The sequence below is a fragment of the Lysinibacillus xylanilyticus genome (assembly GCF_001183605.1).
Classification (GTDB): domain Bacteria; phylum Bacillota; class Bacilli; order Bacillales_A; family Planococcaceae; genus Lysinibacillus; species Lysinibacillus xylanilyticus.
On the sequence record NZ_LFXJ01000003.1, the window covers coordinates 46,663 to 72,509 of the forward strand.

The following is a 25,847-nucleotide window of genomic DNA, read 5'->3' on the forward strand; positions in this document are numbered from 1 at the left end:
TCTATGTGCTCGCCCCCAAGGAGTCGCCCAGTCTTCATTCCAATCAACCTATCCTCATGACAGGAGTTTTAACAAAATGTCATCCAACTTTTTAGTTATTCGGGCACTTTCAAGAATTATCGACTAACTTTTAATCTTTATCGATTAACTTTCACGTTTTATCAACCAACTTCTGAACTTTATCGACTTCCAACTGCCAAAGAGCAAAAAAAGATTCACACACAAAACTGTGCGTGAATCCTTTTACTTTATTATGTCTCCCGGTCTCCACTCCAATCAACCTATCCTCATGACAGGAGTTTTAACAAAATGTCATCCAACTTTTTAGTTATTCGGGCACTTTCAAGAATTATCGACTAACTTTTAATCTTTATCGATTAACTTTCACGTTTTATCAACCAACTTCTGAACTTTATCGACTTCCAACTGCCAAAGAGCAAAAAAAGATTCACACACAAAACTGTGCGTGAATCCTTTTACTTTATTATGTCTCCCGGTCTCCACTCCAATCAACCTATCCTCATGACAGGAGTTTTAACAAAATGTCATCCAACTTTTTAGTTATTCGGGCACTTTCAAGAATTATCGACTAACTTTTAATCTTTATCGATTAACTTTCACGTTTTATCAACCAACTTCTGAACTTTATCGACTTCCAACTGCCAAAGAGCAAAAAAAGATTCACACACAAAACTGTGCGTGAATCCTTTTACTTTATTATGTCTCCCGGTCTCCACTCCAATCAACCTATCCTCATGACAGGAGTTTTAACAAAATGTCATCCAACTTTTTAGTTATTCGGGCACTTTCAAGAATTATCGACTAACTTTTAATCTTTATCGACTAACTTTCACGATTTATCAACCAACTTTTGAATTTTATCGACTAACTTTCACGATTTATCAACCAACTTTTAATCTTTATCGACATCTACCTGCCAAAGAACAAAAAAAGATTCACACACAAAACTGTGCGTGAATCCATTTACTTTATTATGCTAATGCTTTTTTTATCTCATCCTCAAAGCTACTTGGCTTATCCGCTGATCCATAACGTCCAACAACCTCGCCATTGCGATTCACAAGGAATTTTGTGAAATTCCACTTTATGCCGTTGCCGAGAAAACCTTTTGAATGGGATGTTAAATGGTCAAAAATAGGGTGTGCATCCTTACCATTAACTTTCACTATTTCATGCATAGGGAACGTCACCCCATATGTCAAACGACATTGTGATGCCGCTTCCTCAGCAGTCGCAACTTCTTGCTTAAACTGATTTGATGGGAAGCCAAGCACAACAAGGCCTTCATCTTGATACTTTTTATATAGACCTTCTAATTCCTCAAACTGTGGTGTAAAGCCACATTTGGAAGCCGTATTAACAATTAACATTGCCTTACCCTTATAACGATCTAAGCTATATTCAGTACCATCTTCTAAAGCAACCTGAATGTCGTACATGCTCATTTCAAATAACCTCCTATGTTATAAACGCGCATTTTTTCTGGCAACCTGCTGTAGGGGATCCCAAACACCATTGAATGGAGGCGCATAGGCTAAATCTAAATCTAGTAAATCTGGTAATGTCATTTTATTGTATAAGGCTGTTGCAAACACATCGATCCGTTTATCAACACCTGCGGGTCCAACAATTTGTGCTCCTAAAAGCTGTTGATCTCGTTTACGAACAACAATTTTAATAAACATCCGTTGAGCACCTGGATAATAGCCTGCAATATGGCGGGCAGATAATTTAAATGCCTCATATTCAAAACCTAGCTCTTTAGCATTGCGCTCATTAATACCTGTCGTGGCGATCGTTAAATTGAAAAACTTTAAGATTGAAGTACCTACAATACCACTAAACGGCGCAGACTTACCCGACATATTGAGTCCTGCTAAACGACCTTGTTTATTAGCTGTCGTGCCAAGAGGTATATAATCTAAGCGTTCCTTTACAATATTAAAATGCGTTGCACAATCTCCCGCAGCATAAATATTTTCAACAGATGTCTCTAAATGTCGATTGACGATGACTGCACCATTTTTAGCTAATGCAATGCCTGTTCCCTCTAAAAATTGTGTATTCGGTTTAATCCCCACAGCCATAATGACTAAATCTGTTTCAAATGTGCCATTGTCCGTAATAACACGTTCAACACGGTGATTGCCCTCAAACGCTTCTACTTTTGTATTTAGCACAAGCTCGATGTCGTTCTTTTTCGCTTCCTCATGAACATGTTGCGCAAACTCTTCGTCTAGAATTCTTGCAACATAGCTACCTCGTTGAATCAATCTTACCTTTTTGCCGCAAGCGTGTATCGTTTCGGCCATCTCTAGCCCAATATAGCCTGCACCTATAATCGTTACATTTTCTATATCTGACGTTAAATCAGCTAGCAAATCCTCTAGCTGAGGTATTGTTTTCACCGTGTGTATACCCGTTAAATCTGAACCCTTCTCCACAGGCATAATAGGGTCTGCACCTGTTGCAATAAGTAGCTTATCATAGGGAAATTCAAATGATTCTCCAGACGACTGCGTTCCAAAAACAAGTTTCTTGTCTACATCAATTCCGTTAACCTCATGACCAACACGGGCATCAATACGATACTTATCACGAAACGTTTCTACATCTCTTGCTATAAGCCGCTTTGTCGATGAAATACGCCCATCTACAACATAGGGCAAGCCACACTGCCCATATGAATAAATAAATCCACGTTCTACAGATGTAATCTCTGCTCCTGGTACATTTCGATATATTTCCATTGCTGCTGACATTCCGGCAGCATCTCCTCCGATGATTACGTATTTCATCCAACAATCCCCCTTATTTTTTTCTCGTTGCTATTAAGCCTGCATAATAGTCCATAAATAAACGGCGTCTGCCTCCACTTACGATGATGCGTATTACATGAATAGCAATAATCATCGTTAGAATAAAGTTCGCTATAAATGCTAGCAATGTAATGACAATTTGCAGCACATAAAATGGTGAATCCATATCTAATTGGATATGGCCTAGCGTTGTTATAATCTTCGATGTACATACTACCACGAGAATGGCAATACAACGGCGCCATGATTGACTTACAATACTTTTGCCGTTTTCACTTACCATTGTAAAGCGCATAAACTTCATCCCTAATGTTGCACCGTTTGTAAAGCTTGGAACAACACCAAATAGCAACATATATAATGCAATTTTCACTAAAAACTCGAACATACCACTATATCCTGTTACAGCATCAATTATGAATAAAATGAACTGTGCGATAATTAAATCTATTGCTAGTGCTAACAAAATTGATAATGGCTTGACGATATCTTTTTCGACCATCTCTGCTGCTTTAGCCGCCACCTCTTCATGAGAAGGAAACAGCGCCCACACAACGGGAGCTAAAAAGAACCCTAATAGTGCACCAACACTGTTAAGCATTAAATCATCCACATCAAAAATTCGATACGCACAATTAAAGATGCCATAAATCCCTGTAAATTGGGTTACCTCATAAAACAATGTTAACAAAAAGCTAAATAGAAATGCACGCTTCCAGTACTCCCTTTTTTTAAGAAAATAACGCAAGTATACACCAAATGGCATGAGCAGTAAGAAATTATAGAACGCCTGGAAAAAAGCAGCCTTTTTCGGTATATACATCCATGTTGATGGATCCGTCAGAACAATCCTACTATCCTTTAAAATATCAGTGACAAATTGAAAAGGATGTAAATTATAATGGACTGTATCTGGGGCTTGCAAAGAGCAAGTATCACGTGTTTCCGGGAAAGGCAGTAAAACTAGGCATAATGCCGATAAAAAGTAAAAAATAAATGAGAACATAATAATGGTTTTGGATACAGATAAATAGCCATATTTCCGATACGTATAAATTAGCCAAGGTACAAATAGTACAAAGGATGAGAAAATTGTTATTAAAAAAGCAACCATAATAGAATGTGTATAAACTGACATACAACACCTCTTCGTTTAAAAATCGGCTTTCAACATAACGTGGGGTTGATTTCCGTTCCAGCTGGGGCTTTCCTGGGGGCGTCCGATGAGCCGCTTCGCTTCGCTGCAGGGTCTCATCTGTGACGCTAATCCCCAAGGAGTCGCCCAGCCTCCACTCCAATCAACTATATACAAGCATACGTTTTAAAAATATTATCCCTAACTTTTAATGATAAATTTAAAAATCCCCGTTTTATTTAAGTCTTAAGCTTAGTCTAACACTTCAACACAACACGAATATTTCACCAATCTTAAATAATTCTTAATTAGTGATGTAACGATCAATTATGCCTCGGCATAATTGCGTCCGGAATCGGCTTTGTGCTTAGGCCTGCAGATGTTTTTTGTGCGAAAGCGTAGCGGCAGCAACAGGATGAAGGTCAGTTAGTCGTTATCGCAAGGATGCGATGATTTTAGGCTAACATCCTTTACTAACTCCTTTCCGATACTGTGACATCCGCCGGAGGCTTTAGGCCAAAACGATGTTGGTCACTCAGTCGTTGCCACAGGACGTGGCGTTCTTAGACTGAGTTCCTCTATTTCAGCGAATGTTTGGACATCTGCTGAAATAAGTTAAAATTCCGCGTTGACTCCCAGGAGACAAACAAGAGTACACCAATGTAGCTCTTGCCTGCTCACGGAAAGAAAAGCGGAATTTTATCAAATAAGAAAATATTAATTTTTGTTGGAAAGGCTTTTACGCGATCATACTATGCTTTTGCGATTTCCTCTTTGCAGAATGCTAAAATCTCTTCTAGCTCTTCATCCTCTAATGCAAAATCTAAATATTCACCTTTTGCTTTTTCCATGATGAAGTAATTTAAAATAACTGGCTCTTCGCCTTTTTCGGCGATTAGTACACGAATTTCAATTCCTGCTTCGTGATAAAGCTCATCTTCTTCATCAATATCTACATCTAAAATAAATTCGTAACGCTTACCTTCAATAATGTTTGTTGGATCTAAAATTTCTTCCATTGAGAATTGTGTAATTTCCATTGTACGATCTCCTTTAAGTTAACCTGTTCATACTATATATTAAATCAAATTCAGCATTGGTCAAATAGAAAACTCGTATACACTTGAAAGTAATTATGCCACAATAAAATGGACCTAGTTGAGAGACGCGATTCTCTTAAGAATACTCTACATAAAGGAGGTTTTTTTCTTGAAAGATCTACTATATTATCAAGATGTTACGCTACGTGAATTTAATGCAACAATTGTCAATAAAGGAACCGATATAGATGGCCGTAACTACGTGGTGCTATCAAATACTGCTTTTTATCCAACTGGAGGTGGACAACCTCATGACACGGGTACTTTAAATGATATCGAGGTCATTGATGTTGAGAAAATTAATAATGAAATTCGACATTATATTCAAGGTGACTCTTCAAGTTTAGCTGGAGTAGTGCATGGTAAATTGAACTGGCAACGACGATTTGATCATATGCAGCAACATGCAGGTCAACATATTTTAACAGCGGCCTTTGTCGAGCTTTTTGATGCACCAACTGTTAGCTTCCATTTGGGCACTGAGCAGGTCACAATTGATATTGCCGTAGACAGCCTAACTGAAGAACAGCTTGTGGCTGCGGAAGCCCGTGCAAATGAAATTATTCTAGAGAATCGTCCAATTGACACGAAATGGATTAAAGAAGAAGAGCTTGAGAACTATAGCCTTCGTAAAGAGGTAGCCGTCACAGGAGATATTCGACTTGTTATTATTCCTGATTTTGATTACAACGGCTGTGGCGGTACGCATCCAATATCTACAGGACAAGTAAGTGCAATAAAAATCCTTGGCACCGAAAAAATGAAGGGCAATATTCGTGTCTCCTTTGTCTGTGGTCACAGAGTTTTAGCGGAGCTTGCAATGCGAAAGAAAGTATTAGCTGATGTTGCAAGACAATTAAGTGTACCTGAAACTGAAGCAGCTTCAGCACTTACAAAAGTCTTAACAACACAGAAAAATACAGAAAAAGCACTCGCGGCAGCAAAAGAGGAACTACTAAATTATGAAGCAAAAGCGTTAGTTTCTAGTAAAGAACGTATTATTACTGCAGCCTTTACTCAGCGTTCTATGCAAGAGCTTCAAAAATTAGCAAGAACTATTGTCGCAGAGCAGACCGAATCTATCGTATTACTCGTTTCAGAAAATGAAGACAAGCTTCAGTTTGTCGCGGCACGTGGTGCAAAAGTTGAGAAAAGTATGAAGGACATTGCTGCAAAAGCACTTCCACTCGTTAATGGAAAAGGCGGTGGCAGTGATCAGATGGTACAAGGCGGTGGCGAGCGTATTATCTCTACCGAGCAACTATTTGAAGCTGTGCAAGAAGTACTTAACTAACCTTTTCGATGATAGGAGCTCCCCATTACTTGGGGAGCTCCTTTATTTATTTATTTTTGCACATCATCACTTGCTGAACATTCTATTGCTACTATCCCCCATCGATGATTATCCACAGACATTCGCTCAGCTGTAGTAATCGATCTCTTAGCATATTTCATTTATCCACACATTACCCACAGATAACACACAACTTATCCACAACCATCTCGATTACATCAAGTTGATTCGCCTATTGGATTAAATTAAAAAATTTTCCAGAGATACCTGATTATAATTTACTTTTTTTGCTGATTATAAAAAATAGAATAGTTTCTATACATTTTGAGGGGAGGATTTCTATGAGTCCTGAAAAAGATATTTCACGTCGTGATTTTTTAAAAACAACAGGGATCGCAGCAGGTACATTAGTCGGCGGTGGATTAATAGGTGGTCTTGTAGGCTATAACATGCCTGGTAAAGGAACTGCCACGCTAGAGCATGGTCAGCATGGAACTGCTACCGAAGAGACTGGTTCGCCAAAAGCCAAAATGTTTTTTATGAATCAAAGAGATTTTAATATTTTAGCAAATGCTACTGAACGTATTTTCCCTGAGGACGATTTAGGTCCAGGGGCAAAGGGCTTAGATGTGCCTTACTTTATTGACTATCAGCTTGCAGGGCAATATGGCAGTAATTCTAAAGAATATATGCACGGACCATTTGGCGAGGGTGCTCCAACACAAGGTTATCAGAGTCGTTTAACGCGTGCGGAAATTTTTAAGCAAGGTGTTCAAAAGTTAGAGGCGGAAGCACAGAATCGCTATAAAAAGAGCTTTAACGATATAGATGGTACGCAAATGGATGAAATTTTAACTGCCTTCCAGAAAGGCGAAGTGCAAATGAGCGGTGTCACATCTGCTTTCTTCTTTAATTTATTACGTGCAGCAACATTAGAAGGTGCTTATTCTGATCCAATATATGGTGGGAATCGTAATATGGATGGCTGGCGTATGAAAGGCTTTCCCGGTCATCAAATGGCGTATATTACTCAAATCGAAGATCCGAAATTCCAAAAAATTGAGCCTAATTCATTAGGTAGCCACTAATATTAGGGGGTTAGAAAAATGGCAAAAACATTACCAATTGTAGACGTTGTAACAGTCGGGGTAGGTTGGACCGGCGGTATTGTCGCGGCAGAGTGTTCGAAGGCTGGCTTAAAGGTCGTTGGTCTAGAGCGCGGACAAAAGCGTGGCACAGAAGATTATCTGACTATCCATGACGAGTATCGTTATGCAATTCGTTACGATATAATGCAAAATCTTTCTAAGGAAACAGTAAGCTTCCGTAATAATCGCAATATGAAAGCATTGCCTATGCGTCAGCTCGGTTCTTTTTTACTTGGTGAAGGGCTTGGCGGCTCTGGTACACACTGGAACGGTATGACGTATCGCTTTTTACCATATGATTTTCAAATTAAAACATTGACAGACAAACGATATGGTGCGAATAAGCTTGGACCTGATTATTTAATACAAGATTGGGGATTAACATACGATGAACTTGAGCCCTATTTCGACAAGTTCGAAAAAACGGCAGGTATTTCTGGAGACGATAAAAATCCATTTAGTGGAAAACGCTCAAATCCTTATCCGACTGGGCCTATGAAAATGACACCGATGCTTACGCAATTTGAAACAGCTACAAAAAAATTAAAATTATCACCTTACATGGTTCCTTCTGCTAACTTATCAGAAGTTTATAAGAACCCTGACGGTGAAACGATTAATGCTTGTCAATATTGCGGCTTCTGCGAACGCTTCGGCTGTGAATATGGCGCCAAATCATCTGCAGAGGTTACTGTTGTTCCAACTGCATTAAAAACAGGTAACTTTGACTTACGCTACAATTCCAATGTTGTTGAAATCTTAAAGAAAGGCAATAAAGTAACTGGTGTCCGATACATTGATACGATATCTGGTGAAGAATTTATTCAACCAGCTAATGCTGTCGTTCTTACTAGTTATGTCTTTAATAATGCCAAACTATTAATGGTATCTAACATTGGAGAACGTTATGATCCAGCTACTGGAAAAGGGACACTTGGAAGAAACTATTGCTATCAAATACTACCTGGAGCAGCAGGTTTCTTCGATGAGCAGTATAACACCTTTATGGGTGCAGGTTCACTCGGTGTGAGTTTAGATGACTATAATGGCGATAATTTTGACCATAGCGACTTAGATTTTATTCACGGTGGAAGTATAGCTCTAACACAAACAGGTGCGCGCCCTATCGGCTCGAACCCAACACCTCCTGATACGCCAACATGGGGATCAGAATTTAAAAAGCAATCTATTCATTACTATACACGTTCATTCGGGATTGGTGCACAGGGTGCTTCGATGCCACATAAAGAAAATTATTTGTCTCTTGATTCTACGTATAAGGATGCTTATGGCTTACCTCTTATACAGTTAACGTATAACTTTACGGATCAGGATCGCGCACTTCATAAATATATTTCAGCACGTGCGGCTGACATTATGAAAGAAATGGGCGCCAAAACTGTTGTCCCTAATGCTGAAATTACTGATTACAATATTGTACCGTATCAAACAACCCATAATACAGGCGGAACGGTTATGAGCTTAAAGCCTGAGGACGGCGTTGTGAATAACTACATGCAGCATTGGAATGCAGAAAACCTTTTTGCTGTGAGCGCCGGAAACTTTGCACACAATAGTGGCTATAATCCAACTGGTACGTTAGGGGCACTAGCCTATCGCTGTGCAGAGGGTGTTGTGAAATATAGCAAATCAGGTGGTTCCTTAGTATAACTTCTTTCAGCGGGTGTCACGGAATTATACCAAGGCAAAATTGATATACTAAAAATTTCATTAAAAGGAGGCAAGATTATGGGAGGTCTTGGAGCAATTGGATTACCAGGGTTAATCATCATTTTAGTAATTGTTTTAATCGTGTTTGGTCCAAAAAAATTGCCTGAAATCGGCGGTGCAGTCGGTAAAACATTTGCAGAGTTTAAAAAGTCCACGAAGGGGCTTATTGATGATGAAGATGATTCAACGAAAAAAGAAAATAAAAAATCTGACGCTTCGTAGGAGGTTTTCCTATGGATCCATATGAAGAAGGAAAAAGAGAATATTTAAGTCCACTTGATAAGAAAGAAGCTGAGCCTCTCACACCTGTAGAGGCTTTTGTTGAAGTTCCAGTAGAGACAATTGAACAGGATGTGGTAGTTCATGAGCCTCTTTTCCCAATTGCATCATTACTTGAACATCTTACTGAACTGAGAAAACAAATTATTAAAGGGCTTTTCGTATTTATTTTATTTTTTATTATCGTATTCTCTACTATTAATATTTGGTTTCCTTATGTAACTCGAGGACATTCACTAATTATTTTAGGGCCTTTAGAGGTTGTGAAGTTTTACATGACCATTTCCACAACACTAGCATTCGGGCTATCTATGCCCTTTTTAGTTCATTTTTTGTGGAGCTTCGTAAAGCCAGGTTTAAAAGAAGAAGAAAGCCGTTTCCTCGGTCTTTATGCACCTGTCATGCTTGTACTCTTTTTATTAGGCGTAGCATTCGGTTATTTTATTGTTAATCCACTCAGCTACGCATTTTTAGTAAGTGTAGGAGCAACTAATTTTGATGTTATGGTTTCAGCAAATGAATACATGCATTTTTTAGTGATGACAACTATACCACTCGGACTACTCTTTGAATTACCAATTGTAGCCCTCTTTTTATCGTCTATTGGTGTACTAACGGCTGAATCCATGAAAAAAATACGAGGCTGGTCTTATATTGGGATGGGGGTTGGTTCTGCTGTAATTACACCACCCGATTTTATTAGCCAGTTACTCGTCTTAATTCCAATGATTATTTTATATGAAATAAGTATCTATCTTGTTAAACGTATAGAGCGTAAACAAATAGAAAGCACTGCGTAGCAAAGACGCAGTGCTTTATTTTTTCTTTAATTCCATTACAACAATCTCTGGTGGATTAAAAATTCGAATAGGTACTGTACTATTACCTAATCCTCGACTAACGGCCATTGTCGTTGTTCCTTCCTCAAAAACGCCAGCCGTATATTTTGGAAGTATTCCCTGTCCTCGTGCGAAAAGACCACCAAAACCAGGAATTCGAACTTGTCCGCCATGTGCATGTCCTGCAAATACTAAATCAATTCCAAAATCCACGTACGTATTAAACACTTCTGGTCGATGCGCTAGTAAAATCGTTAATATATTTGGTGGAACATTTTCAGTTGCTATCTTTAGCATTTCCTTTGTTGTTCTACCCGATAACGGATCTTCTATGCCAACAATCGCCAAGCGCTCCCCGTCGCGCTCAATGACGGTCGATTCATTGGACAATACATGTACACCTAACGATGATAGCTCCTCATAAATTACATTCACTTTATTCGTCGCTACTTCATGGTTCCCTAGTACATAATAGACATCCGCTAATTTAACTAATCCTCTAGCAGCCTGCAAGCTTCGCTCCAAATCATAACGATTACTATCAACTAAATCACCTGTAATAAAAATCAGGTCAGGATTTGTTGCTTTCACCTTTGCTATGAGCTTCTCTTGCTGTTCACCAAAGAGAGCATCCTGTAAATCTGATATTTGTGTAATGCGTAGCCCATCAAAGCTGGCAGGCACTTTTTCTGACTCGAATTCATACTTGCTTACGACCAGCCAATGATTGTTTACGTACAAAAAAATGACTATAAAAACAAGAAAAAAAGCTACATATAATAATTTTTTCAATCGCAATCGCTCACCCTAGGCTACTTATTCATCAGATTAATTTCGCCTTGGCGTAATTGCGCCCGGATTTTGAATTGTGCCTAGGCCTGCACGAGGGCCGATACGATGTCGGTCATTTCGGTAATGCCACAGGACGTGGCGTTTTATCGATGCAGGTCAGTTAGCCGTTTTCGCAGGATGCGAAGGTTTTAGGCTAACATCCTCGTATTCATTCCTTTAAAAATCCGTGACATCCGCCGGAGGCTTTGGTGCCAACGTGATGTTGGTCACTAAGTCATTGCCACAGGACGTGGCGTTCTTAGACTGAGTTCCTCTATTTCAGTAGGTGTTGGGATACTCACTGAAAAGGAACAACATCCACATTCATCTCACCACCTTCAGAGGTGGGAGCTTCTACTGAATGAAGATAAAAAATCTGACCCTCCTATTATAAGCATAAAACAAAGTAATTGTAAGCACATACACATAAAATCATTAGACTGCTCCAAAAAGACTAACCCCAAATGTATTGTCAACTGACTGTCAAACCTTCTTGGTTTGTTGACATAAACACTGCGGGTTTCTGTAGTGGCACTCCATGTTCAACGTGTATGAATACCTCAATAAACGAACCAAAGTAAAAAAAACACATTTAGACATTCCTTTCAGAAAGTCTAAATGCGTTTTTTCGTTTATAATACTTTTTCTAAGAAATCCTTCGCGCGCTGTGTAGATGGTGATGTGAAAAACTGTTCTGGTGATGCATCCTCAATTAGCTTTCCGCCATCAAGGAATAGTATACGGTCAGCCACTTCACGTGCAAAGCCCATCTCATGCGTTACGATTAACATGGTCATCCCAGTATCAGCAAGATTTTTCATAACAGCTAATACCTCTTTTACCATTTCAGGGTCAAGAGCTGAAGTAGGCTCGTCAAATAAAATTACTTTTGGATCCATCGCAAGTGCTCGGGCAATGGCAACACGTTGCTTCTGCCCTCCCGATAGACGGTTTGGATATTCATTGCGCTTTTCAAATAGGCCTACCTTCGTTAATAAATCTTCAGCCTTTTTGATAGCAACTGCCTTGTCCATTCCTTTCACATTAATCGGTGCGTATGTTAAATTTTCAAGTACCGTTTTATGAGGGAAAAGATGAAAATGCTGAAATACCATACCGACTTCTTCACGGATCTTCATAATGTTTGTCCCTTTGTCCGTTAGAACGTCGCCAGCAATTGTAATCTTTCCGCTCGTTGGCTCTTCTAATAAATTTAAGCAGCGCAGAAATGTTGATTTACCAGATCCCGATGGTCCAATAATAGCAATTACTTCTTTTTCTTTAACTTCAGTTGAAATACCTTTTAGTACTTCATTATTTCCATATGATTTGTGTAAATCTTCAATTTTAATCACTTTTTCTCATTCCTTTCTCGATTCGTTTACCAAGGAACGTTAATACAAGCGTCATAATGTAGTAAATCACACCCGCAAATAGTAAAGGCTCAAGATAGCGATATGTTGAACCACCTACAATGTAAGCACGGCGCATAATATCAAGTGCACTAATAACTGTGACAACGGCTGTTTCTTTATTTAATGTAATAAACTCATTTACTAAAGATGGTAAAATGTTTTTTACGGCTTGTGGGATAATAATATCTTTCATCATTTTTGCATATGGAATACCTAGAGCCTGTGCCGCTTCCATCTGCCCTTTATCAACCGCATTAATACCAGCGCGAATGATTTCAGAAATATAAGCACCTGAGTTTAACCCGAATGCAATGATAGCCGTTGGAACTGGTTCAATTTGAATATCTAATAACTGTGGCACTGCATAGTAAATAATCATTAATTGTAGTACGAGCGGCGTACCACGGAAAATCGATGTATAAAAATCAGCAAACCAACGCAAAACTTTCACTTTACCAATTTTGCATAATGCTAGTAATATACCAATTATAAAACCAATGACTGATGCACCGAATGCAATTTGAAGTGTGACACCTATCCCTTTTAATATATAAGGCATAGAGGGAATGATAGCTGTAAAATCTAAATTCACAGCGCCCCCTCCTTTCTTGTTCTTTTTTAAGGAAATATAAGCGATAGCTCTATTTCGAGCTATCGCAGTTCAACTTGCTTATTTAACTTTTAGCCATTTTTCTTCTAGCTCTTGAATTTTACCTTCAGCAGCTAATTCTTTTAGAGCTTTGTTAATTTTATCTTTAAGATCGCTACCTTTTTGAACAGCGATTGCTTTAAAGTCTTCAGGTTGCTCTTTAACAGGGAACGCTTCTAGTTTATCGTTCGTATCAAGATAACCTTTTGCTACACCACTTTCTACAATCCCTGCATCTAAACGCTTAGACATCATGTCTTGAACAATTTCAGGAATTCGAGTACGCCCTTCAACGCTAGCATCTACTTCTTTTGCAATTTTATTACCTAAAGTTTCTTGGATAGAAGCATTTTGAACACCGATTTTTTTACCAGCTAAATCAGCCTCTTTTTTAATTCCACTATCCTTTTTCACGATAAACACTTGCTCTGTTTGATTATATTTATCAGAGAAATCTACAACTTGTTCACGTTCTTCATTAGGTGACATTCCAGAAATAACAACATCTACTTTACCTGCTTGTAGAGCTGGCACTAGACTATTGAAGTCGATATCTTGAACTTGCACTTCAGCCCCAATTTTTTCACCAACTAATTTAATTAAATCAATATCAAAACCAATAATATCTTCACTTTTTGCAGCATCAACATACTCAAATGGTGCATAATCAGATGAAGTACCTACTTTTAATACTTGCTTTTGTTCTGAGCCTTCGCCAGCATTTGAATTTTTATCGCTCGCCTTATCATCTTTTGCGCCACATGCTGCTAGTACACCAATTACTAGAACAAACATTAGCATGAAAAATTTATTCTTCATATTCATTGATCTCCTTTTATTTATGTTTTATTGTCTATAAAAATCTAGTTCTCGAAAAAATTAAATGGATATTTATTCACTTTAGAGAATAAAAAATCTATCTGCTAATAAGATATACTCTTTTGAAATAATAATCAAGCTAAATTGAAAATTTTTAGACAAAACAATATACACGGAATTTTCTGATAAATATATCTGTTCTAGTTTTCCTATAAAAACCTCATTACCATAACGTGAAGTACCTTTCTGTTCTGGCTGGGCGCTTCTCCTAGGGACGTACGATGAGCCGCGTCACTTGCGCTCCAGAGTCTCATCTGTGAGAGTTTTATTCAACAAAAGAGACCCCCTAAAAATGGAGGCCCTTATCTTATTTTTCATCTGCAAATAGCTTTTCCTTCAACTCGTCTTCCCCAGATCCTTCCGCTAATGGTACGCGAGAGCGATACGCTGCACGACATATTAAATGCCCTGCTACAGGAGCTGTTACAAAAACGAAGATAATTCCTAAAATTAAACGTACACTCACATATCCATCATGCACCCAAAAGTAAATAAATGCGCCTAATAGACATGTTAAGACCGACAAAGTCGAACTTTTCGTTGCAGCATGTGAGCGTGTATATACGTCAGGTAAACGAATCATCCCTAATGCACTAATAACACTTACAATGGAGCCAATCAATATAAGGATAACTGCCGCCCATTCAATCATTTGATTTACGTTCAACAATCACACCTCTTTCAATATATTTCGTAAATGCAATAGTGCCGATAAAAGCTAAAATACCCAATATTAAAATAGCTTCTAAATACGCTTTTGTTTTCAAAATAATTGAGACGATAGCGATTGCTGAAAGTAAATTAACACCTATTGTATCAAGTGCTATAGCACGGTCGGGCAACGAAGGACCTCGAATTACACGAAACAACGACAACGCAATCGATACACTAAATAACGCAAGAGCCAATAGTAAAATTTTTTCAGTCATTAACGTGTCACCTCCATGATTGCTTGTTCAAATTTCCCTATTGAACGAATGACAGCTTCTTTTGATTGTTCAATATCCATTGCATGAATATAAAACATATCTCCCTCTTCAGAAACTTCCATCACTACTGAACCCGGAGTAAGCGTGAGCAACAACGCCAGTGCTGTTATTTCCCAATCTCCTCTAAGCGCTGTTTTATACGTAAATATACCAGGCGTAATATTGAGCTTCGGCGTAGTAATTTGCCTTAATACGCTGTAACTCGATAATAATAGCTCCCAATTAAAGAGCCATAATAATTTAATGATTGAAAATACACGTCGTAAATAAAATTGCGTGCCATAAAAGCGATGCATAGCATATAAAATCCCTATTCCGACGATGAACCCCATTAAAAATGTTGAAAACTGTGGTATAACTTCATCCTGTAACAAGAGCCAAAGTGTTGCGATAAATAAATTTAGGATAAATTGCATCGCCATTATTTATTCACCTCACCTTGCCATGTTGTTCCATCCAGCACTGCATCAATATAGATTGATGGTGTGTAGAGCGTTTTTGCTGCATCTGTTACATACGGAGCCATCCATTCAGCTCCAATCCCTAAACCAATTGTACAAGCTGCCAACAATGTTAATGGCAAGACCATGCGCTTTGGTAACGGCTTTTCATCTTCTAGACTAATAATGGTTTCCCCAAAGAATGAAGAGAGGAATATTCGTAATAACGAATACAAAACAATTAAACTAGATAAAAATCCTAGTCCTAGTAGAACAAAATTTCCGCCCTCAATAGCTCCTTGTCCAATTAAAACCTTCCCTAAAAAGCCACTTAATGGTGGTATCCCAGCAAGGGAACACATGACAATAAAGAATAACCAGCCAAAAAGAGGGTAATTTCGAATAAGCCCACTCATTTTATCAATAGCCGTTTCGCCCGTAACATACATCATCATTCCAACTGCTAAAAACAGCATGGCCTTAGCCACCATATCATGCATCAAATAGTATGTTAGGCCCTGTAAAGCAGACTCCGTCCCGATCGCTAGACCAGCCACTATAAAGCCAACTCCAATAAGGACATTATAAGAGGCAATTGTTCTTACATCCCGCCCTGCTAGTGCCCCCATACATCCAGCAATAATCGTAAGTCCTGCCATAATCCCTAGTACCATATGAGTCACTTCAGTATTATTTGGGAAAAGTAATGTAAAGGTGCGGACGAGCGCATAAATTCCAACCTTTGTTAACAACGCTGCAAAAAGTGCGGCTATAGCTGTTGGAGGTGCACTGTACGAGCCTGGAAGCCAGAAGAATAATAATAGACCTGCCTTCAAGCTAAAGACAATTAAGAAAATAAGAGCCACAGTCGTTATTAGTGGGTCAACTCCCGCCTCCATAACACGGACAGAAATATGTGCCATATTCAACGTTCCAACGGTTCCATATAAAAATGCTAATGCCACTAGGAAAATCCAAGATGCAACAATATTAATAAGCACATATTTTAACGCCTCGCGCAGTTGAACTTTATCGCCACCTAAACTAATGAGTGCGTAAGAAGCAAGTAACATAACCTCAAAGCACACAAACAAGTTAAAAATATCCCCTGTTAGAAACGAGCCGTTAACTCCCGCTACCATAAGCAGGACAAATGGGTAAAAATACATCTTTTCAAAGCTCTTACCGATTGAAAAAATGGCATACAACAAACAAATGGCTGCGACAATATTCGCTACTAATACAAGGAGCATTGCGAATGAATCAGCAACAAATAAAATGCCGAATGGTGGCGCCCAGCCACTAAAATCAATACGCATCACACCTTGTTTTTGAATCTCTTGCAATAAAATGACACTAATAAGAACAACAAAGCTTAATGTCAATAAACTAATAATGCGCTGCAAAAAAACATTTTCACGTAAAAATACAAGTAAAATTGCCGTAATAACCGGCACAATTAATGGTAAAACAATCATATTACTCATCCGGCGTACCTCTCAATTCATCAAAATTCGCCGAACCGTTCGTTTTATAGGCTCGGTAACCGAGAACAAGCACGAACGCCGTTACTGCAAAGCTAATTACGATCGCAGTTAAAATTAATGCTTGCGGCAAAGCATCTGTATAAGGACCTTCTGATTCATCTAAGAGTGGTACATTCCCCTTTTTCAGTCCACCCATCGTTAAAATCAGTAAATGTGCCGCATGCGATAAGACCGCAGTTCCTAAAATCACACGTAATAACTGCTTCGAGAGGATTAAGTACGTCGCAACAGCTACTAATACACCAACTAAAACTAGTATTAAAGACTCCATTGGCTACTCATCCTCACTTATACTTAAAATAATTGTGACTACAACACCTACTACCGTTAAAGCCACACCAGCCTCGAAAATTGTTACCGTCGAAAAGCCCATTTTCCCGAATATCGGTACATTTATATAACTATGTGTTTGCGTTAAAAATGGAACATCAAAAAATAGTGAGCCGATTGCTGTGCCTGTCGCTAGTAATACGCCAAGCGCTGCGACTTTTTTAAAATCAAATGGCATCCCTTTATGCACTGTTTCAATGTCATACGCTAAATACAATAAAACAATGCCAGAAGCCAGCACGAGACCACCAATAAAACCTCCACCAGGAGCATGATGCCCTGCAAAGAATAGATAAATACCAAGGGTTAAAATAATGAATACGACCGTCTTTGTGATAGTACGTAAAATGACATCATTAATTTTCATGATCCGTTTTCTCCTTTCGTGGCTTTAGCTTCGTTAATGTATACACTCCTAAGCCAGCAATCAGAAGAACGACAACTTCTAGCATCGTATCAAATGCACGGAAATCGCCTAATATTGTGTTGACGATATTTGAACCACCCGCCAGTTCGTAGGAATCATTGAAGTAAGTAGCCACTGGCTCAAAGCGATCAAAATGGACAACCGCTAAACCTATTAATGTAACTGTGGCGCCAACGAAAATGGATATAATGATTTTAGACCATTGCGTTTTTTTGCGGGAGGCTTCAGGCATTAAATCAGGTAAATATTTAAAACATAGAAGGAATAGAGCAGTTGTCACAGATTCAACGACTAATTGGGTTAACGCTAAATCAGGCGCTCGGAAAATAACAAAGAAAAATGCGATTGAATAACCTAGTACGCCATTTAATAACATTGCTGTTACGCGTCCCTTAGCGAAAATCATCCATACTGCGGCGAACATCATTACAAACACTAAAATGAGCTCATAAGTCTCAATTGAGGAATCCTTCGCAAAATTAAAAGCAGTAGCATCCGACCAAATAAAATATCCTGCAATTAGCGCAACAAAAAATACATAGATATAGACAAAATAATGTGTTAAGTTACCTGTCATATAGCGATTAGTAAGCTTTGCAGAACTATTTTCACTAAACTCAATCATTCGATTGTAATACGTATTAAACGTGTATCTTTGCGGGAATATCCGATACAAAGGCTTCCAACTTTTTAACGTTTTAAATAAGATGATCCCAATAATAATTACACCAAGAGTCATTAACAATTCTGCATTAATGCCATGCCAAGCATAAATATGTGGTGTTAATTCACTAGTTGATGGGAATGTTGGATAAATACTTGCCATAGCAGGCTCTAAAATATAATGCCCTAGCGCATTTGGGAAGAAGAAAATCCCAACTACAAAGACGCATAAAATAATTGGCGAAAGTAGCATACCTAATGGAGCTTCATGCGGTTTTTTATCCAACTTATTTAGCTGTAGTTTTCCGAAAAACGTTCGACTGATCAAAATCATACAGTAAACAAATGTAAAGATACTTGCCACCCAGGCCACTATTGGAAAGAGCAGTCCTAAATCAGCAATTGAAAATGCCTCTACATTGCGAATAGCTAGTACCGCTGCGAAAAACATTTCTTTACTTAAGAAGCCATTAAACGGAGGCAAGCCGGCCATAGAAAACCCGCCAATGACTGCAATTGTGAAAGTTACTGGCATTAAGGCCATTAATCCCCCGAGACGGCGAATATCGCGTGTGCCCGCTTCATGATCGACAATGCCTACCATCATAAATAGTGCACCTTTAAACGTGGAGTGATTAATAAGATGAAACAACGCTGCAAAGCTTGCCTGCGTATAAAGAACAGTATCTGCAGCATAACCGTAATAATGCCCTACTGATCCTAGCCCAAATAAACTCATTATCAAACCAAGCTGACTAACCGTTGAAAAAGCCAGTAACGCCTTTAAATCGGTCTGACGCACAGCATTAAATGAACCCCAGAACAACGTTACAAGACCAATCACACTTACTAGCCAGAACCAAACAGCCTCTCCTCCAAATACTGGGGAAAAACGTGCAACTAAATATATACCGGCCTTTACCATCGTTGCCGAGTGTAAATAAGCACTGACAGGTGTTGGCGCCTCCATCGCATCTGGTAACCAAATATGGAAAGGAAACTGTGCAGATTTTGTAAATGCCCCAATTAGAATAAGGATTAACGCTGGGATAAACAGTGTATGGTCTCGTATAACCCCTACATTAGCAACGATTTCACGAATACTAAATGTACCCGAAGCTACATAGAGCATTAAAAAGCCTGCTAACATTGATAGGCCACCAAAAACAGTAATTGTCATAGCTTTTCTTGCGCCGGCACGAGATGATTTTCGATGATGCCAAAATGCAATTAACAGGAATGAAGATACACTTGTTAGTTCCCAAAATGTGTATAATACCATTAAATTATCTGAAAAGACGACGCCAAGCATAGCGCCCATGAATAGTAATAAATAGCAGTAAAAATGGTGAAGAGATTCTTTCGTTGATAAATAAAAAATAGAATATAAAATGACTAAACTACCTACACCCGTAATCAGCAAGCCAAAAATCATACTGAGTCCGTCGAGATACGTTGTAAAATTTATATTAAAAGAGGGAATCCACTCATATGTATGAATAAACGTTTTACCCTCGGCAATTTGAGGAATATAGCGCGCGAGTAAAAGAAACAAGATGAATGGAACGGATAAAACAAACCAGCCAAGATGTGCAACACGCCTTAGTCGCCTATAAAGTAGTGGAATAAGCGCAGCACAAACAATTGGTAAAAGTATCGCAAAGAGAACTGTAACCAAGTGAAAACCTCCTACTAACAATTTCGTTCAGCAACCGCTGTTTGATATGGTACGAAAAACTGTGTATATGAGAAAGTAACCGATAATAAAGTATTCCCAAATCTACTGAAGTTACTACTGTTTTATACTTTGCTTCACGCACAAAAATCTATAACAATTGCTGGAGAGCGTTTAACTTCTTTTAACAAATGTTTTATGTAGCGAAAGCATAGCGGCAGCTACAAATGTTTAATGTAACGTAAGTGAAACGGCAGTTACAAATGTTTATGTACCGAAAGCATAGCGACAGGTACATAAGTCTCCTACCTCTATAGGGGTAAGAAAAATAAAGCTAACTAACATATTAGAAATTCTCTTAAAATTTGATTCATGTAATAAAGTGTGTGAGTACTCCTTGGATTGGGAAGTAAGTAGTATGTATTGAAGTGTCATCTATGATTTAAATGATAAAAATCTAGTTCATTCAACATTCAGCACATATTTTATGCAGGGAGGAGCTTTTGGTGATAGCACTGCATAAAACCAGGGGAACTTTTCAGGCTATGAGCTTACATATTCCAAGAAGCCTGAATAACCAATAGCGTATTGCCTTAAAGCTTTTAGAAAATGGCATGACTTTTGAAGAAATAGTATGTACACACTATTCACATCACTACGACGTACCAAGTCACTTGACTATCTATATTAACTAACTGCATAATAGTGTGGCATATAGAAGCAATTGGTTTAAATGCACGAAATGCATAAATCAAATAACTGTAAAGCATAAAGATAACCCTGTTTCCTCAAGGTTTTCCCAATATGTTATCATTAACTTTTATACATTTTTAGTATACAATATAAATGAGCATAATGCACTGTATCAGTATCGATTTTAGCTGTTTTAGGATATTTTTTTCAAAATCTACAGTAAAAATGACAAAATAAAGTCAAGATAAGAGGTGTTAAATTTTATGAAGCATGTAAAAGGGCGTTTAGACGAAAGTATATTAGTTTGTGTCTACTATGGGCTTAACGGTGAACGATTAATACGACGTGGTCATAAAATGGCTACAATGTTAGATTGTCCACTATATATTCTTTCTGTTGATTCGCAACCCCTTGATGCATTTGATGCAGAGAAATCTAGCTACATTGAGCAATGGAAAAAGTTATCTGATGAGCTTGAAATTGAAAAATTCATATTACAAGATAATGAAAAGCGCCCCATACAAAAGGTTATTGCAGAAGTGGCAAAAAACTACGGAATTTCTCAAATCATCGTAGGTCAGAGTGCACAGAGTCGCTGGGAAGAAATTACAAAGGGTTCCTTCCTAAACGTTTTATTAAAAGAAGTTCCTTTCGTTGATTTTCACATCGTAGCTGTCCAACGTCCAACTGACGACGACGATGCTAACGATACATACGAAAAAGGTGTACGTGCTTATTTAATCCAAGAACACGAAGATTTTAAAGTAGCATTTACATGTCCTAAATATGTATCAATTGAAGGTATATTTTTCAAAGAGATTGGCACTGACTTTGATAATGGTATTTTTAAATTCACTTACAATGATAAAATGCATGAAGTTCACATATCAGAGGGCTATGTACTTGATAAAGACAAACTTCCGGCTGAATTTTTATCGCCATTACGTCAATAATAAAACGCGTTCCCCTAACTGGAGAACGCGTTTTTATTTTACACCGCAGAAGCCGGTTTATCCTTAGGTAAGAAAAATGCTACTAGTAATAATAATGGTAGTAAAGATACGACCATCATCGTAAAATCAATACCCCTATGATCTATTAATACACCAATTACCATCGCACCGATTGCACCCATTCCGAAAGCAAAACCAGTTGTTAAACCAGCCATTGTACCAATTTTTGTCGGAACAAGCTCCTGTGCATAGACAACTGTCACCGAGAAACTAATCATGATGAGTGTGCCGATAATCACTAAAAATATCATCGCTGCCCATAATGGTACATACGGCAACGCTAAACAAAATGGCATCGGTACAACAACGGACAGTAAAATAACGTTTTTTCTACCAATTCGATCTGATAATGAACCTCCGAAAAATGTACCAACTACTCCAAATGCCATAAAGGTGAAAATTAATATTTGTCCAAGACGAAGGCTAACATCATAATGATCCATCAAATAAAACACATAAAAACTTGTAATATTAGTTGTATAAAATGATCTCGCAAAAATAATAGTAAATAGTAACGTCAGCGCAATGCCTACTTGTTTCTTTGTTAATGGCGGCAAGTTAGAAACTAATACTCGTTTTTTCTTTGCCAAACGTTCTTGTTCCAACTGCTTTCTATACCACGCTGCAATTTTGCTCAATATAACAATACCTATTGCTGCCACTACTAAGACAATCGCAGCACCACGTTGACCAAGCAAATCAAAAATATAAGCACTAATTAGTGGTGCGAGTGCTTGCCCAGAGTTACCTCCAACTTGATAAACCGATTGTGCAAGTCCTCTTTTCGAGCCCGCTGCCATAAATGAAACACGTGATCCCTCAGGATGGAAAATAGCTGAGCCAAACCCTAAAAATAATACTGCAATAATAATTATCCAATATTGTGATGTGAACGCTATAATGGCAATGCCTATGAATGAACTTACCATACCAATCGGTAGAGCGTATGGCATCGGCTTTTTATCGCTAGCAAAACCAACAATAGGCTGCAAAGCAGAAGCAAACATATTTAATGCGAACGAAATAAGACCAATTTGTGTAAAAGTTAGCCCTAAATCGCTCTTCAATATCGGGAACATCGCTGGAATAACAGCTTGCATCGTATCATTGATAAGATGGGCAACAGCTATTGCAATCATAATTGGATAGACCGGATTGTTAAGATTCCCTACTTGCTTATTCATGCCGCCACCTCACTTTCTAATTTTTGTAAACTTTCATTTATAAGAGATCGTCGCATACTATTGACCTTTTTGCACAAGCTATTCATTGAAAATAGCAGTTTTAAGGGAGTTGATTTATGTATGAATATAGACGAATTTTTTAAAGCTGATTTTTGGGAAATGATACTTAGGGCAACCCTTTCCTTCTTTGCGTTACTCATCGTAACCCGATTACTAGGGAAAAAACAGCTTGGACAACTTACATTCTTCCACTATACAACAGGTATCACATTTGGGTCTATTGCGTCAGAAATAGCAGCACAGGCTGAGACACCTTTTTTAGATGGACTTATCGCTCTCATTTGGTGGAGTATCTTAACATATATCATGACCATCATTACCATTAAATCCAAAAAAGCGCGTGTAATTGTTGATGACAAGCCAACAATCCTAATTCAAAATGGCATTATTTTAGAATCTGCCTTAAGGAAAAATCGTTTGCATATGGATGAATTAGCGATGATGCTAAGGGAACAAGCTGTATTCTCTGTACAAGATGTACAATATGCTCTACTTGAAACTACGGGTAAACTAAGTGTGCTACCAAAGCCTGCTGAACAACCAGCTACAAAACAAGATGTAAAGGCCGATGTTACACCACCAACCTATATACCAACAGAAGTAGCTTCAGATGGGAAGGTTATTTATGAAAACTTAGTTGAACTTGAATTAACTGAAGATTGGCTTATGAAAAAGCTGAAAAAGCAAAACGTCCAATCCGTAGAAGATGTTTATTTTGCTCAAGTTCAAGGAAACGGTTCCTTATATGTAAGCTTAAAGGATAAAGCAAGACGATCAAGCTCTTAACAGCTTGTCTCGTCTTGCTTTATCTATTTTTACAATATCTGAAGGTGTAACGATGCCGATTAATTATTGATGTGGTTTGCCATACTCCGTTATTAATAAAGATCCTTATATTTTCTGAGTTATTTGATAAATACTGAGTTATAGCTACATTATATTCCTAAGTTATGGATATTCCAAGAACACCTAAATAATTTTCTTCTCTAAGCCCCCCTTTATTCCTATGATATTTATTTTTATCGTTCATCACCATAACGTGAGGTTGATTTCCGCTCCTACTAGGGGCGTCCGATGAGCCATCTCCCCACCACTCCAATCTTATATACATAGATAGGTTTAACCAAAATAAAAAATCTTCTCTAAAATACTTGAAAGTTACGTAACGTCATTTTGTACAATATTGGTAACAGTCAAAAAGGGGGATTTGAATTGTTTGTCATTCATGAAGTTTCAAAACAAACAGGGATTTCAGTTCGGACGCTACGTTATTACGAAGAAATTGGTTTATTATTCCCAAGTGCTAAAACAGAAGGTGGACACAGGTTGTATGGTGAGGAAGAGCTGAAAACGCTACAACAAATCGTGTTTTTAAAAACATTAGGTTTCCGATTAAAAGACATTCAAACATTGCTAAATGAATCTTTGGATTGGGTGGAAAGTTTAGATCATCAGCTTGCCTTTGTTCAAGAAGAACAAAACAAATTACAACAGATGGAGAGCGCAATACTTGGATTACAAAATGCTTTCGCTATCGAGGGAAGTTTAAATGAATCACTTATTCAAAAGATCATTAAACTTTCTAATCAATCCAATGAGAAGAAGCAGGCACTTCGAAAACAAATCTTTACTGATGCTGACCTGAAGCTAATAAAAAAACTCCCGAATTTAAATCGCAATGATCCACATTCTTTAGAGTGGCTTGGCCTATTAGGTCAATTAAAGCAATTGAGGGGAAATTATGATGCAGGATCAGATCCAGTGCAACGCATTATTAAACGAATGATGGAAAAAGCAGCAGAGGAATACAAAGGTAACGAGTCATTTTTAGAAAAGATGTGGGAAATACGGAAATCCTCTTTACAGTCTGAACAAATTGGATTGTATCCATTAGAGGAAGATTTCATATATTTTATTGAGCAGGCTTTTACAATTTATGAAATTAAAAATAGCCAAGAAGGCGATCTCCAACAATGAGTATAGAGACATTATCGGTAATTGGTGTCTTAGCTATATTAGATATGTTGAGTCCAGCTATAATCGGTGTGACTGTATATGTATTGCTTGTGGCAAAAAAGCATCAATGTCGACTGCTATTAGCATATTTAACGACAGTAGCTTTATTTTATTTTTGTACTGGCATATTCTTAATGCTTGGCCTAGATGTTGTTTTTGATCCAATTGTAAATGCATTAAATAGCCACTCTGCTAGATCAGCAATGACAATTGTAGGTGCGATATTATTTGTCGGGAGTTGGTTAGTACCCAAGAAAAAGACTTCAGGATCTCCTAAGCCGAAATCGTTTAGCATAGGAGCAATGATTGCTTTAGGATTTACGACTTCCCTTTTAGAAGTGGCAATGGCTTTACCCTATTTCGCCACAATAGGTATTTTAACGAGCAATCATTTAGCCTTTTATGAATGGTTGCCCATCATAGTCGGATATAATCTAATAATGATCACGCCAGCAATCCTATTACTCGGATTACACATACTGTTCAAACGCTTTATGAATAAGCCCTTAAGAAAAATACAAGCGCTTTTTAATAAAAGCACCAGTTCAGCTCTTTCATGGGTAATGTTTTTCGTCGGTCTCATTTTTCTGATGAATGGTGTATGATTTAAGGGATAATACGGCAAAAATCCGCTATAGTTTTTAATTGGTAGGGCACGCTGATTTTCGTT

Annotated in this window: 25 protein-coding genes; 9 read left to right on the forward strand and 16 right to left on the reverse strand. The window is 38.0% G+C overall.

Going from position 1 to position 25,847, the window contains the following annotated elements:
- Positions 1 to 992: 992 nt before the first annotated feature.
- The 4 genes from ACZ11_RS02815 to ACZ11_RS02830 form a co-directional block, all read right to left on the reverse strand.
- A complete protein-coding gene (locus tag ACZ11_RS02815) occupies positions 993 to 1,466 on the reverse strand; it encodes a glutathione peroxidase (protein ID WP_049663592.1) in 474 nt (157 codons plus the stop codon).
- 18 nt (positions 1,467 to 1,484) lie between these two features.
- A complete protein-coding gene (locus tag ACZ11_RS02820) occupies positions 1,485 to 2,819 on the reverse strand; it encodes an FAD-dependent oxidoreductase (protein WP_049663594.1) in 1,335 nt (444 codons plus the stop codon).
- Positions 2,820 to 2,832: 13 nt separating this feature from the next.
- On the reverse strand, positions 2,833 to 3,978 hold the full coding sequence (locus tag ACZ11_RS02825) for a VanZ family protein (RefSeq protein ID WP_049663596.1): 1,146 nt from the start codon (positions 3,976 to 3,978) through the stop codon (positions 2,833 to 2,835).
- Between the two features lie 749 nt (positions 3,979 to 4,727).
- On the reverse strand, positions 4,728 to 5,015 hold the full coding sequence (locus ACZ11_RS02830; protein WP_049663598.1) for a DUF6509 family protein: 288 nt from the start codon (positions 5,013 to 5,015) through the stop codon (positions 4,728 to 4,730).
- A gap of 169 nt (positions 5,016 to 5,184) precedes the next feature.
- On the opposite strand from ACZ11_RS02830, the gene ACZ11_RS02835 reads away from it, so the two are divergent.
- The 5 genes from ACZ11_RS02835 to tatC all read left to right on the forward strand — a co-directional run bounded on the left by ACZ11_RS02835 (position 5,185) and on the right by tatC (position 10,327).
- Positions 5,185 to 6,369: a serine-tRNA(Ala) deacylase AlaX gene (locus ACZ11_RS02835; protein WP_049663599.1), complete on the forward strand. Its 1,185-nt coding sequence runs from the start codon at positions 5,185 to 5,187 to the stop codon at positions 6,367 to 6,369.
- A 341-nt stretch (positions 6,370 to 6,710) separates the two neighbouring features.
- Positions 6,711 to 7,457 carry a gluconate 2-dehydrogenase subunit 3 family protein gene (locus ACZ11_RS02840; protein WP_049663601.1) on the forward strand — a complete coding sequence of 249 codons (747 nt, stop codon included), beginning with the start codon at positions 6,711 to 6,713 and terminating at the stop codon, positions 7,455 to 7,457.
- Positions 7,458 to 7,475: 18 nt separating this feature from the next.
- Complete coding sequence (locus ACZ11_RS02845; protein ID WP_049663603.1) at positions 7,476 to 9,188, forward strand: GMC family oxidoreductase; 1,713 nt, start codon at positions 7,476 to 7,478, stop codon at positions 9,186 to 9,188.
- Positions 9,189 to 9,266: 78 nt separating this feature from the next.
- Positions 9,267 to 9,470, forward strand: coding sequence for a twin-arginine translocase TatA/TatE family subunit (gene tatA, locus ACZ11_RS02850; protein ID WP_049663606.1), 204 nt, complete (start codon positions 9,267 to 9,269; stop codon positions 9,468 to 9,470).
- 11 nt (positions 9,471 to 9,481) lie between these two features.
- Positions 9,482 to 10,327, forward strand: a complete 846-nt coding sequence (gene tatC, locus ACZ11_RS02855; RefSeq protein WP_049663607.1) for a twin-arginine translocase subunit TatC — start codon at positions 9,482 to 9,484, stop codon at positions 10,325 to 10,327.
- Between the two features lie 15 nt (positions 10,328 to 10,342).
- Here tatC and ACZ11_RS02860 read toward each other — a convergent pair whose 3' ends face one another.
- The 11 genes from ACZ11_RS02860 to ACZ11_RS02910 form a co-directional block, all read right to left on the reverse strand.
- Positions 10,343 to 11,158, reverse strand: a complete 816-nt coding sequence (locus ACZ11_RS02860; RefSeq protein ID WP_049663608.1) for a metallophosphoesterase — start codon at positions 11,156 to 11,158, stop codon at positions 10,343 to 10,345.
- Positions 11,159 to 11,829: 671 nt separating this feature from the next.
- Positions 11,830 to 12,552: an amino acid ABC transporter ATP-binding protein gene (locus ACZ11_RS02865; RefSeq protein WP_049663610.1), complete on the reverse strand. Its 723-nt coding sequence runs from the start codon at positions 12,550 to 12,552 to the stop codon at positions 11,830 to 11,832.
- Positions 12,545 to 13,204, reverse strand: a complete 660-nt coding sequence (locus ACZ11_RS02870) for an amino acid ABC transporter permease (RefSeq protein WP_049663611.1) — start codon at positions 13,202 to 13,204, stop codon at positions 12,545 to 12,547. Before ACZ11_RS02870 ends, ACZ11_RS02865 begins: the two co-directional genes overlap by 8 nt.
- Before the next feature lie 78 nt (positions 13,205 to 13,282).
- A complete protein-coding gene (locus ACZ11_RS02875) occupies positions 13,283 to 14,080 on the reverse strand; it encodes a transporter substrate-binding domain-containing protein (protein WP_049663613.1) in 798 nt (265 codons plus the stop codon).
- A gap of 367 nt (positions 14,081 to 14,447) precedes the next feature.
- Complete coding sequence (locus tag ACZ11_RS02880; RefSeq protein WP_049663614.1) at positions 14,448 to 14,807, reverse strand: Na+/H+ antiporter subunit G; 360 nt, start codon at positions 14,805 to 14,807, stop codon at positions 14,448 to 14,450.
- Positions 14,785 to 15,069 (reverse strand): Na(+)/H(+) antiporter subunit F1, encoded by a 285-nt coding sequence (locus ACZ11_RS02885; RefSeq protein WP_049663615.1) that lies wholly within the window; start codon positions 15,067 to 15,069, stop codon positions 14,785 to 14,787. Before ACZ11_RS02885 ends, ACZ11_RS02880 begins: the two co-directional genes overlap by 23 nt.
- Entirely contained in the window at positions 15,069 to 15,551 is a 483-nt protein-coding gene (locus ACZ11_RS02890; RefSeq protein ID WP_049663618.1) for a Na+/H+ antiporter subunit E, read from the reverse strand. The genes ACZ11_RS02885 and ACZ11_RS02890 overlap by 1 nt, the downstream gene beginning before the upstream one ends.
- On the reverse strand, positions 15,551 to 17,056 hold the full coding sequence (locus ACZ11_RS02895; protein ID WP_049663619.1) for a Na+/H+ antiporter subunit D: 1,506 nt from the start codon (positions 17,054 to 17,056) through the stop codon (positions 15,551 to 15,553). Before ACZ11_RS02895 ends, ACZ11_RS02890 begins: the two co-directional genes overlap by 1 nt.
- Positions 17,049 to 17,387: a Na(+)/H(+) antiporter subunit C gene (locus ACZ11_RS02900; protein WP_049663620.1), complete on the reverse strand. Its 339-nt coding sequence runs from the start codon at positions 17,385 to 17,387 to the stop codon at positions 17,049 to 17,051. The genes ACZ11_RS02895 and ACZ11_RS02900 overlap by 8 nt, the downstream gene beginning before the upstream one ends.
- A gap of 3 nt (positions 17,388 to 17,390) precedes the next feature.
- Entirely contained in the window at positions 17,391 to 17,813 is a 423-nt protein-coding gene (locus ACZ11_RS02905; protein WP_049663623.1) for a Na(+)/H(+) antiporter subunit B, read from the reverse strand.
- Positions 17,803 to 20,214 (reverse strand): Na+/H+ antiporter subunit A, encoded by a 2,412-nt coding sequence (locus tag ACZ11_RS02910; protein WP_049663624.1) that lies wholly within the window; start codon positions 20,212 to 20,214, stop codon positions 17,803 to 17,805. The genes ACZ11_RS02905 and ACZ11_RS02910 overlap by 11 nt, the downstream gene beginning before the upstream one ends.
- 953 nt (positions 20,215 to 21,167) lie before the next feature.
- On the opposite strand from ACZ11_RS02910, the gene ACZ11_RS02915 reads away from it, so the two are divergent.
- Positions 21,168 to 21,857 (forward strand): adenine nucleotide alpha hydrolase family protein, encoded by a 690-nt coding sequence (locus tag ACZ11_RS02915; RefSeq protein WP_049663626.1) that lies wholly within the window; start codon positions 21,168 to 21,170, stop codon positions 21,855 to 21,857.
- A 38-nt stretch (positions 21,858 to 21,895) separates the two neighbouring features.
- Here ACZ11_RS02915 and ACZ11_RS02920 read toward each other — a convergent pair whose 3' ends face one another.
- Positions 21,896 to 23,101 (reverse strand): MFS transporter, encoded by a 1,206-nt coding sequence (locus ACZ11_RS02920; protein ID WP_049663629.1) that lies wholly within the window; start codon positions 23,099 to 23,101, stop codon positions 21,896 to 21,898.
- Positions 23,102 to 23,221: 120 nt separating this feature from the next.
- On the opposite strand from ACZ11_RS02920, the gene ACZ11_RS02925 reads away from it, so the two are divergent.
- The 3 genes from ACZ11_RS02925 (at position 23,222) to ACZ11_RS02935 (ending at position 25,782) form a co-directional block, all read left to right on the forward strand.
- Entirely contained in the window at positions 23,222 to 23,947 is a 726-nt protein-coding gene (locus tag ACZ11_RS02925; RefSeq protein ID WP_400910175.1) for a DUF421 domain-containing protein, read from the forward strand.
- 426 nt (positions 23,948 to 24,373) lie between these two features.
- Positions 24,374 to 25,138, forward strand: coding sequence for a MerR family transcriptional regulator (locus ACZ11_RS02930; protein WP_049663630.1), 765 nt, complete (start codon positions 24,374 to 24,376; stop codon positions 25,136 to 25,138).
- Entirely contained in the window at positions 25,135 to 25,782 is a 648-nt protein-coding gene (locus ACZ11_RS02935) for a GAP family protein (RefSeq protein WP_049663632.1), read from the forward strand. The genes ACZ11_RS02930 and ACZ11_RS02935 overlap by 4 nt, the downstream gene beginning before the upstream one ends.
- Positions 25,783 to 25,847: the final 65 nt, after the last annotated feature.

Excerpts from the sequence above, each read along its gene's own strand:
- ACZ11_RS02815 (WP_049663592.1), bottom strand. The coding sequence starts at position 1,466 with ATGAGCATGTACGACATTCAGGTTGCTTTAGAAGATGGTACTGAATAT.
- ACZ11_RS02820 (WP_049663594.1), bottom strand. The coding sequence starts at position 2,819 with ATGAAATACGTAATCATCGGAGGAGATGCTGCCGGAATGTCAGCAGCA.
- ACZ11_RS02825 (WP_049663596.1), bottom strand. The coding sequence starts at position 3,978 with ATGTCAGTTTATACACATTCTATTATGGTTGCTTTTTTAATAACAATT.
- ACZ11_RS02830 (WP_049663598.1), bottom strand. The coding sequence starts at position 5,015 with ATGGAAATTACACAATTCTCAATGGAAGAAATTTTAGATCCAACAAAC.
- ACZ11_RS02840 (WP_049663601.1), top strand. The coding sequence starts at position 6,711 with ATGAGTCCTGAAAAAGATATTTCACGTCGTGATTTTTTAAAAACAACA.
- ACZ11_RS02845 (WP_049663603.1), top strand. The coding sequence starts at position 7,476 with ATGGCAAAAACATTACCAATTGTAGACGTTGTAACAGTCGGGGTAGGT.
- tatA (WP_049663606.1), top strand. The coding sequence starts at position 9,267 with ATGGGAGGTCTTGGAGCAATTGGATTACCAGGGTTAATCATCATTTTA.
- tatC (WP_049663607.1), top strand. The coding sequence starts at position 9,482 with ATGGATCCATATGAAGAAGGAAAAAGAGAATATTTAAGTCCACTTGAT.
- ACZ11_RS02875 (WP_049663613.1), bottom strand. The coding sequence starts at position 14,080 with ATGAAGAATAAATTTTTCATGCTAATGTTTGTTCTAGTAATTGGTGTA.
- ACZ11_RS02885 (WP_049663615.1), bottom strand. The coding sequence starts at position 15,069 with ATGACTGAAAAAATTTTACTATTGGCTCTTGCGTTATTTAGTGTATCG.
- ACZ11_RS02890 (WP_049663618.1), bottom strand. The coding sequence starts at position 15,551 with ATGGCGATGCAATTTATCCTAAATTTATTTATCGCAACACTTTGGCTC.
- ACZ11_RS02895 (WP_049663619.1), bottom strand. The coding sequence starts at position 17,056 with ATGAGTAATATGATTGTTTTACCATTAATTGTGCCGGTTATTACGGCA.
- ACZ11_RS02900 (WP_049663620.1), bottom strand. The coding sequence starts at position 17,387 with ATGGAGTCTTTAATACTAGTTTTAGTTGGTGTATTAGTAGCTGTTGCG.
- ACZ11_RS02905 (WP_049663623.1), bottom strand. The coding sequence starts at position 17,813 with ATGAAAATTAATGATGTCATTTTACGTACTATCACAAAGACGGTCGTA.
- ACZ11_RS02915 (WP_049663626.1), top strand. The coding sequence starts at position 21,168 with ATGAAGCATGTAAAAGGGCGTTTAGACGAAAGTATATTAGTTTGTGTC.
- ACZ11_RS02920 (WP_049663629.1), bottom strand. The coding sequence starts at position 23,101 with ATGAATAAGCAAGTAGGGAATCTTAACAATCCGGTCTATCCAATTATG.
- ACZ11_RS02925 (WP_400910175.1), top strand. The coding sequence starts at position 23,222 with ATGAATATAGACGAATTTTTTAAAGCTGATTTTTGGGAAATGATACTT.
- ACZ11_RS02935 (WP_049663632.1), top strand. The coding sequence starts at position 25,135 with ATGAGTATAGAGACATTATCGGTAATTGGTGTCTTAGCTATATTAGAT.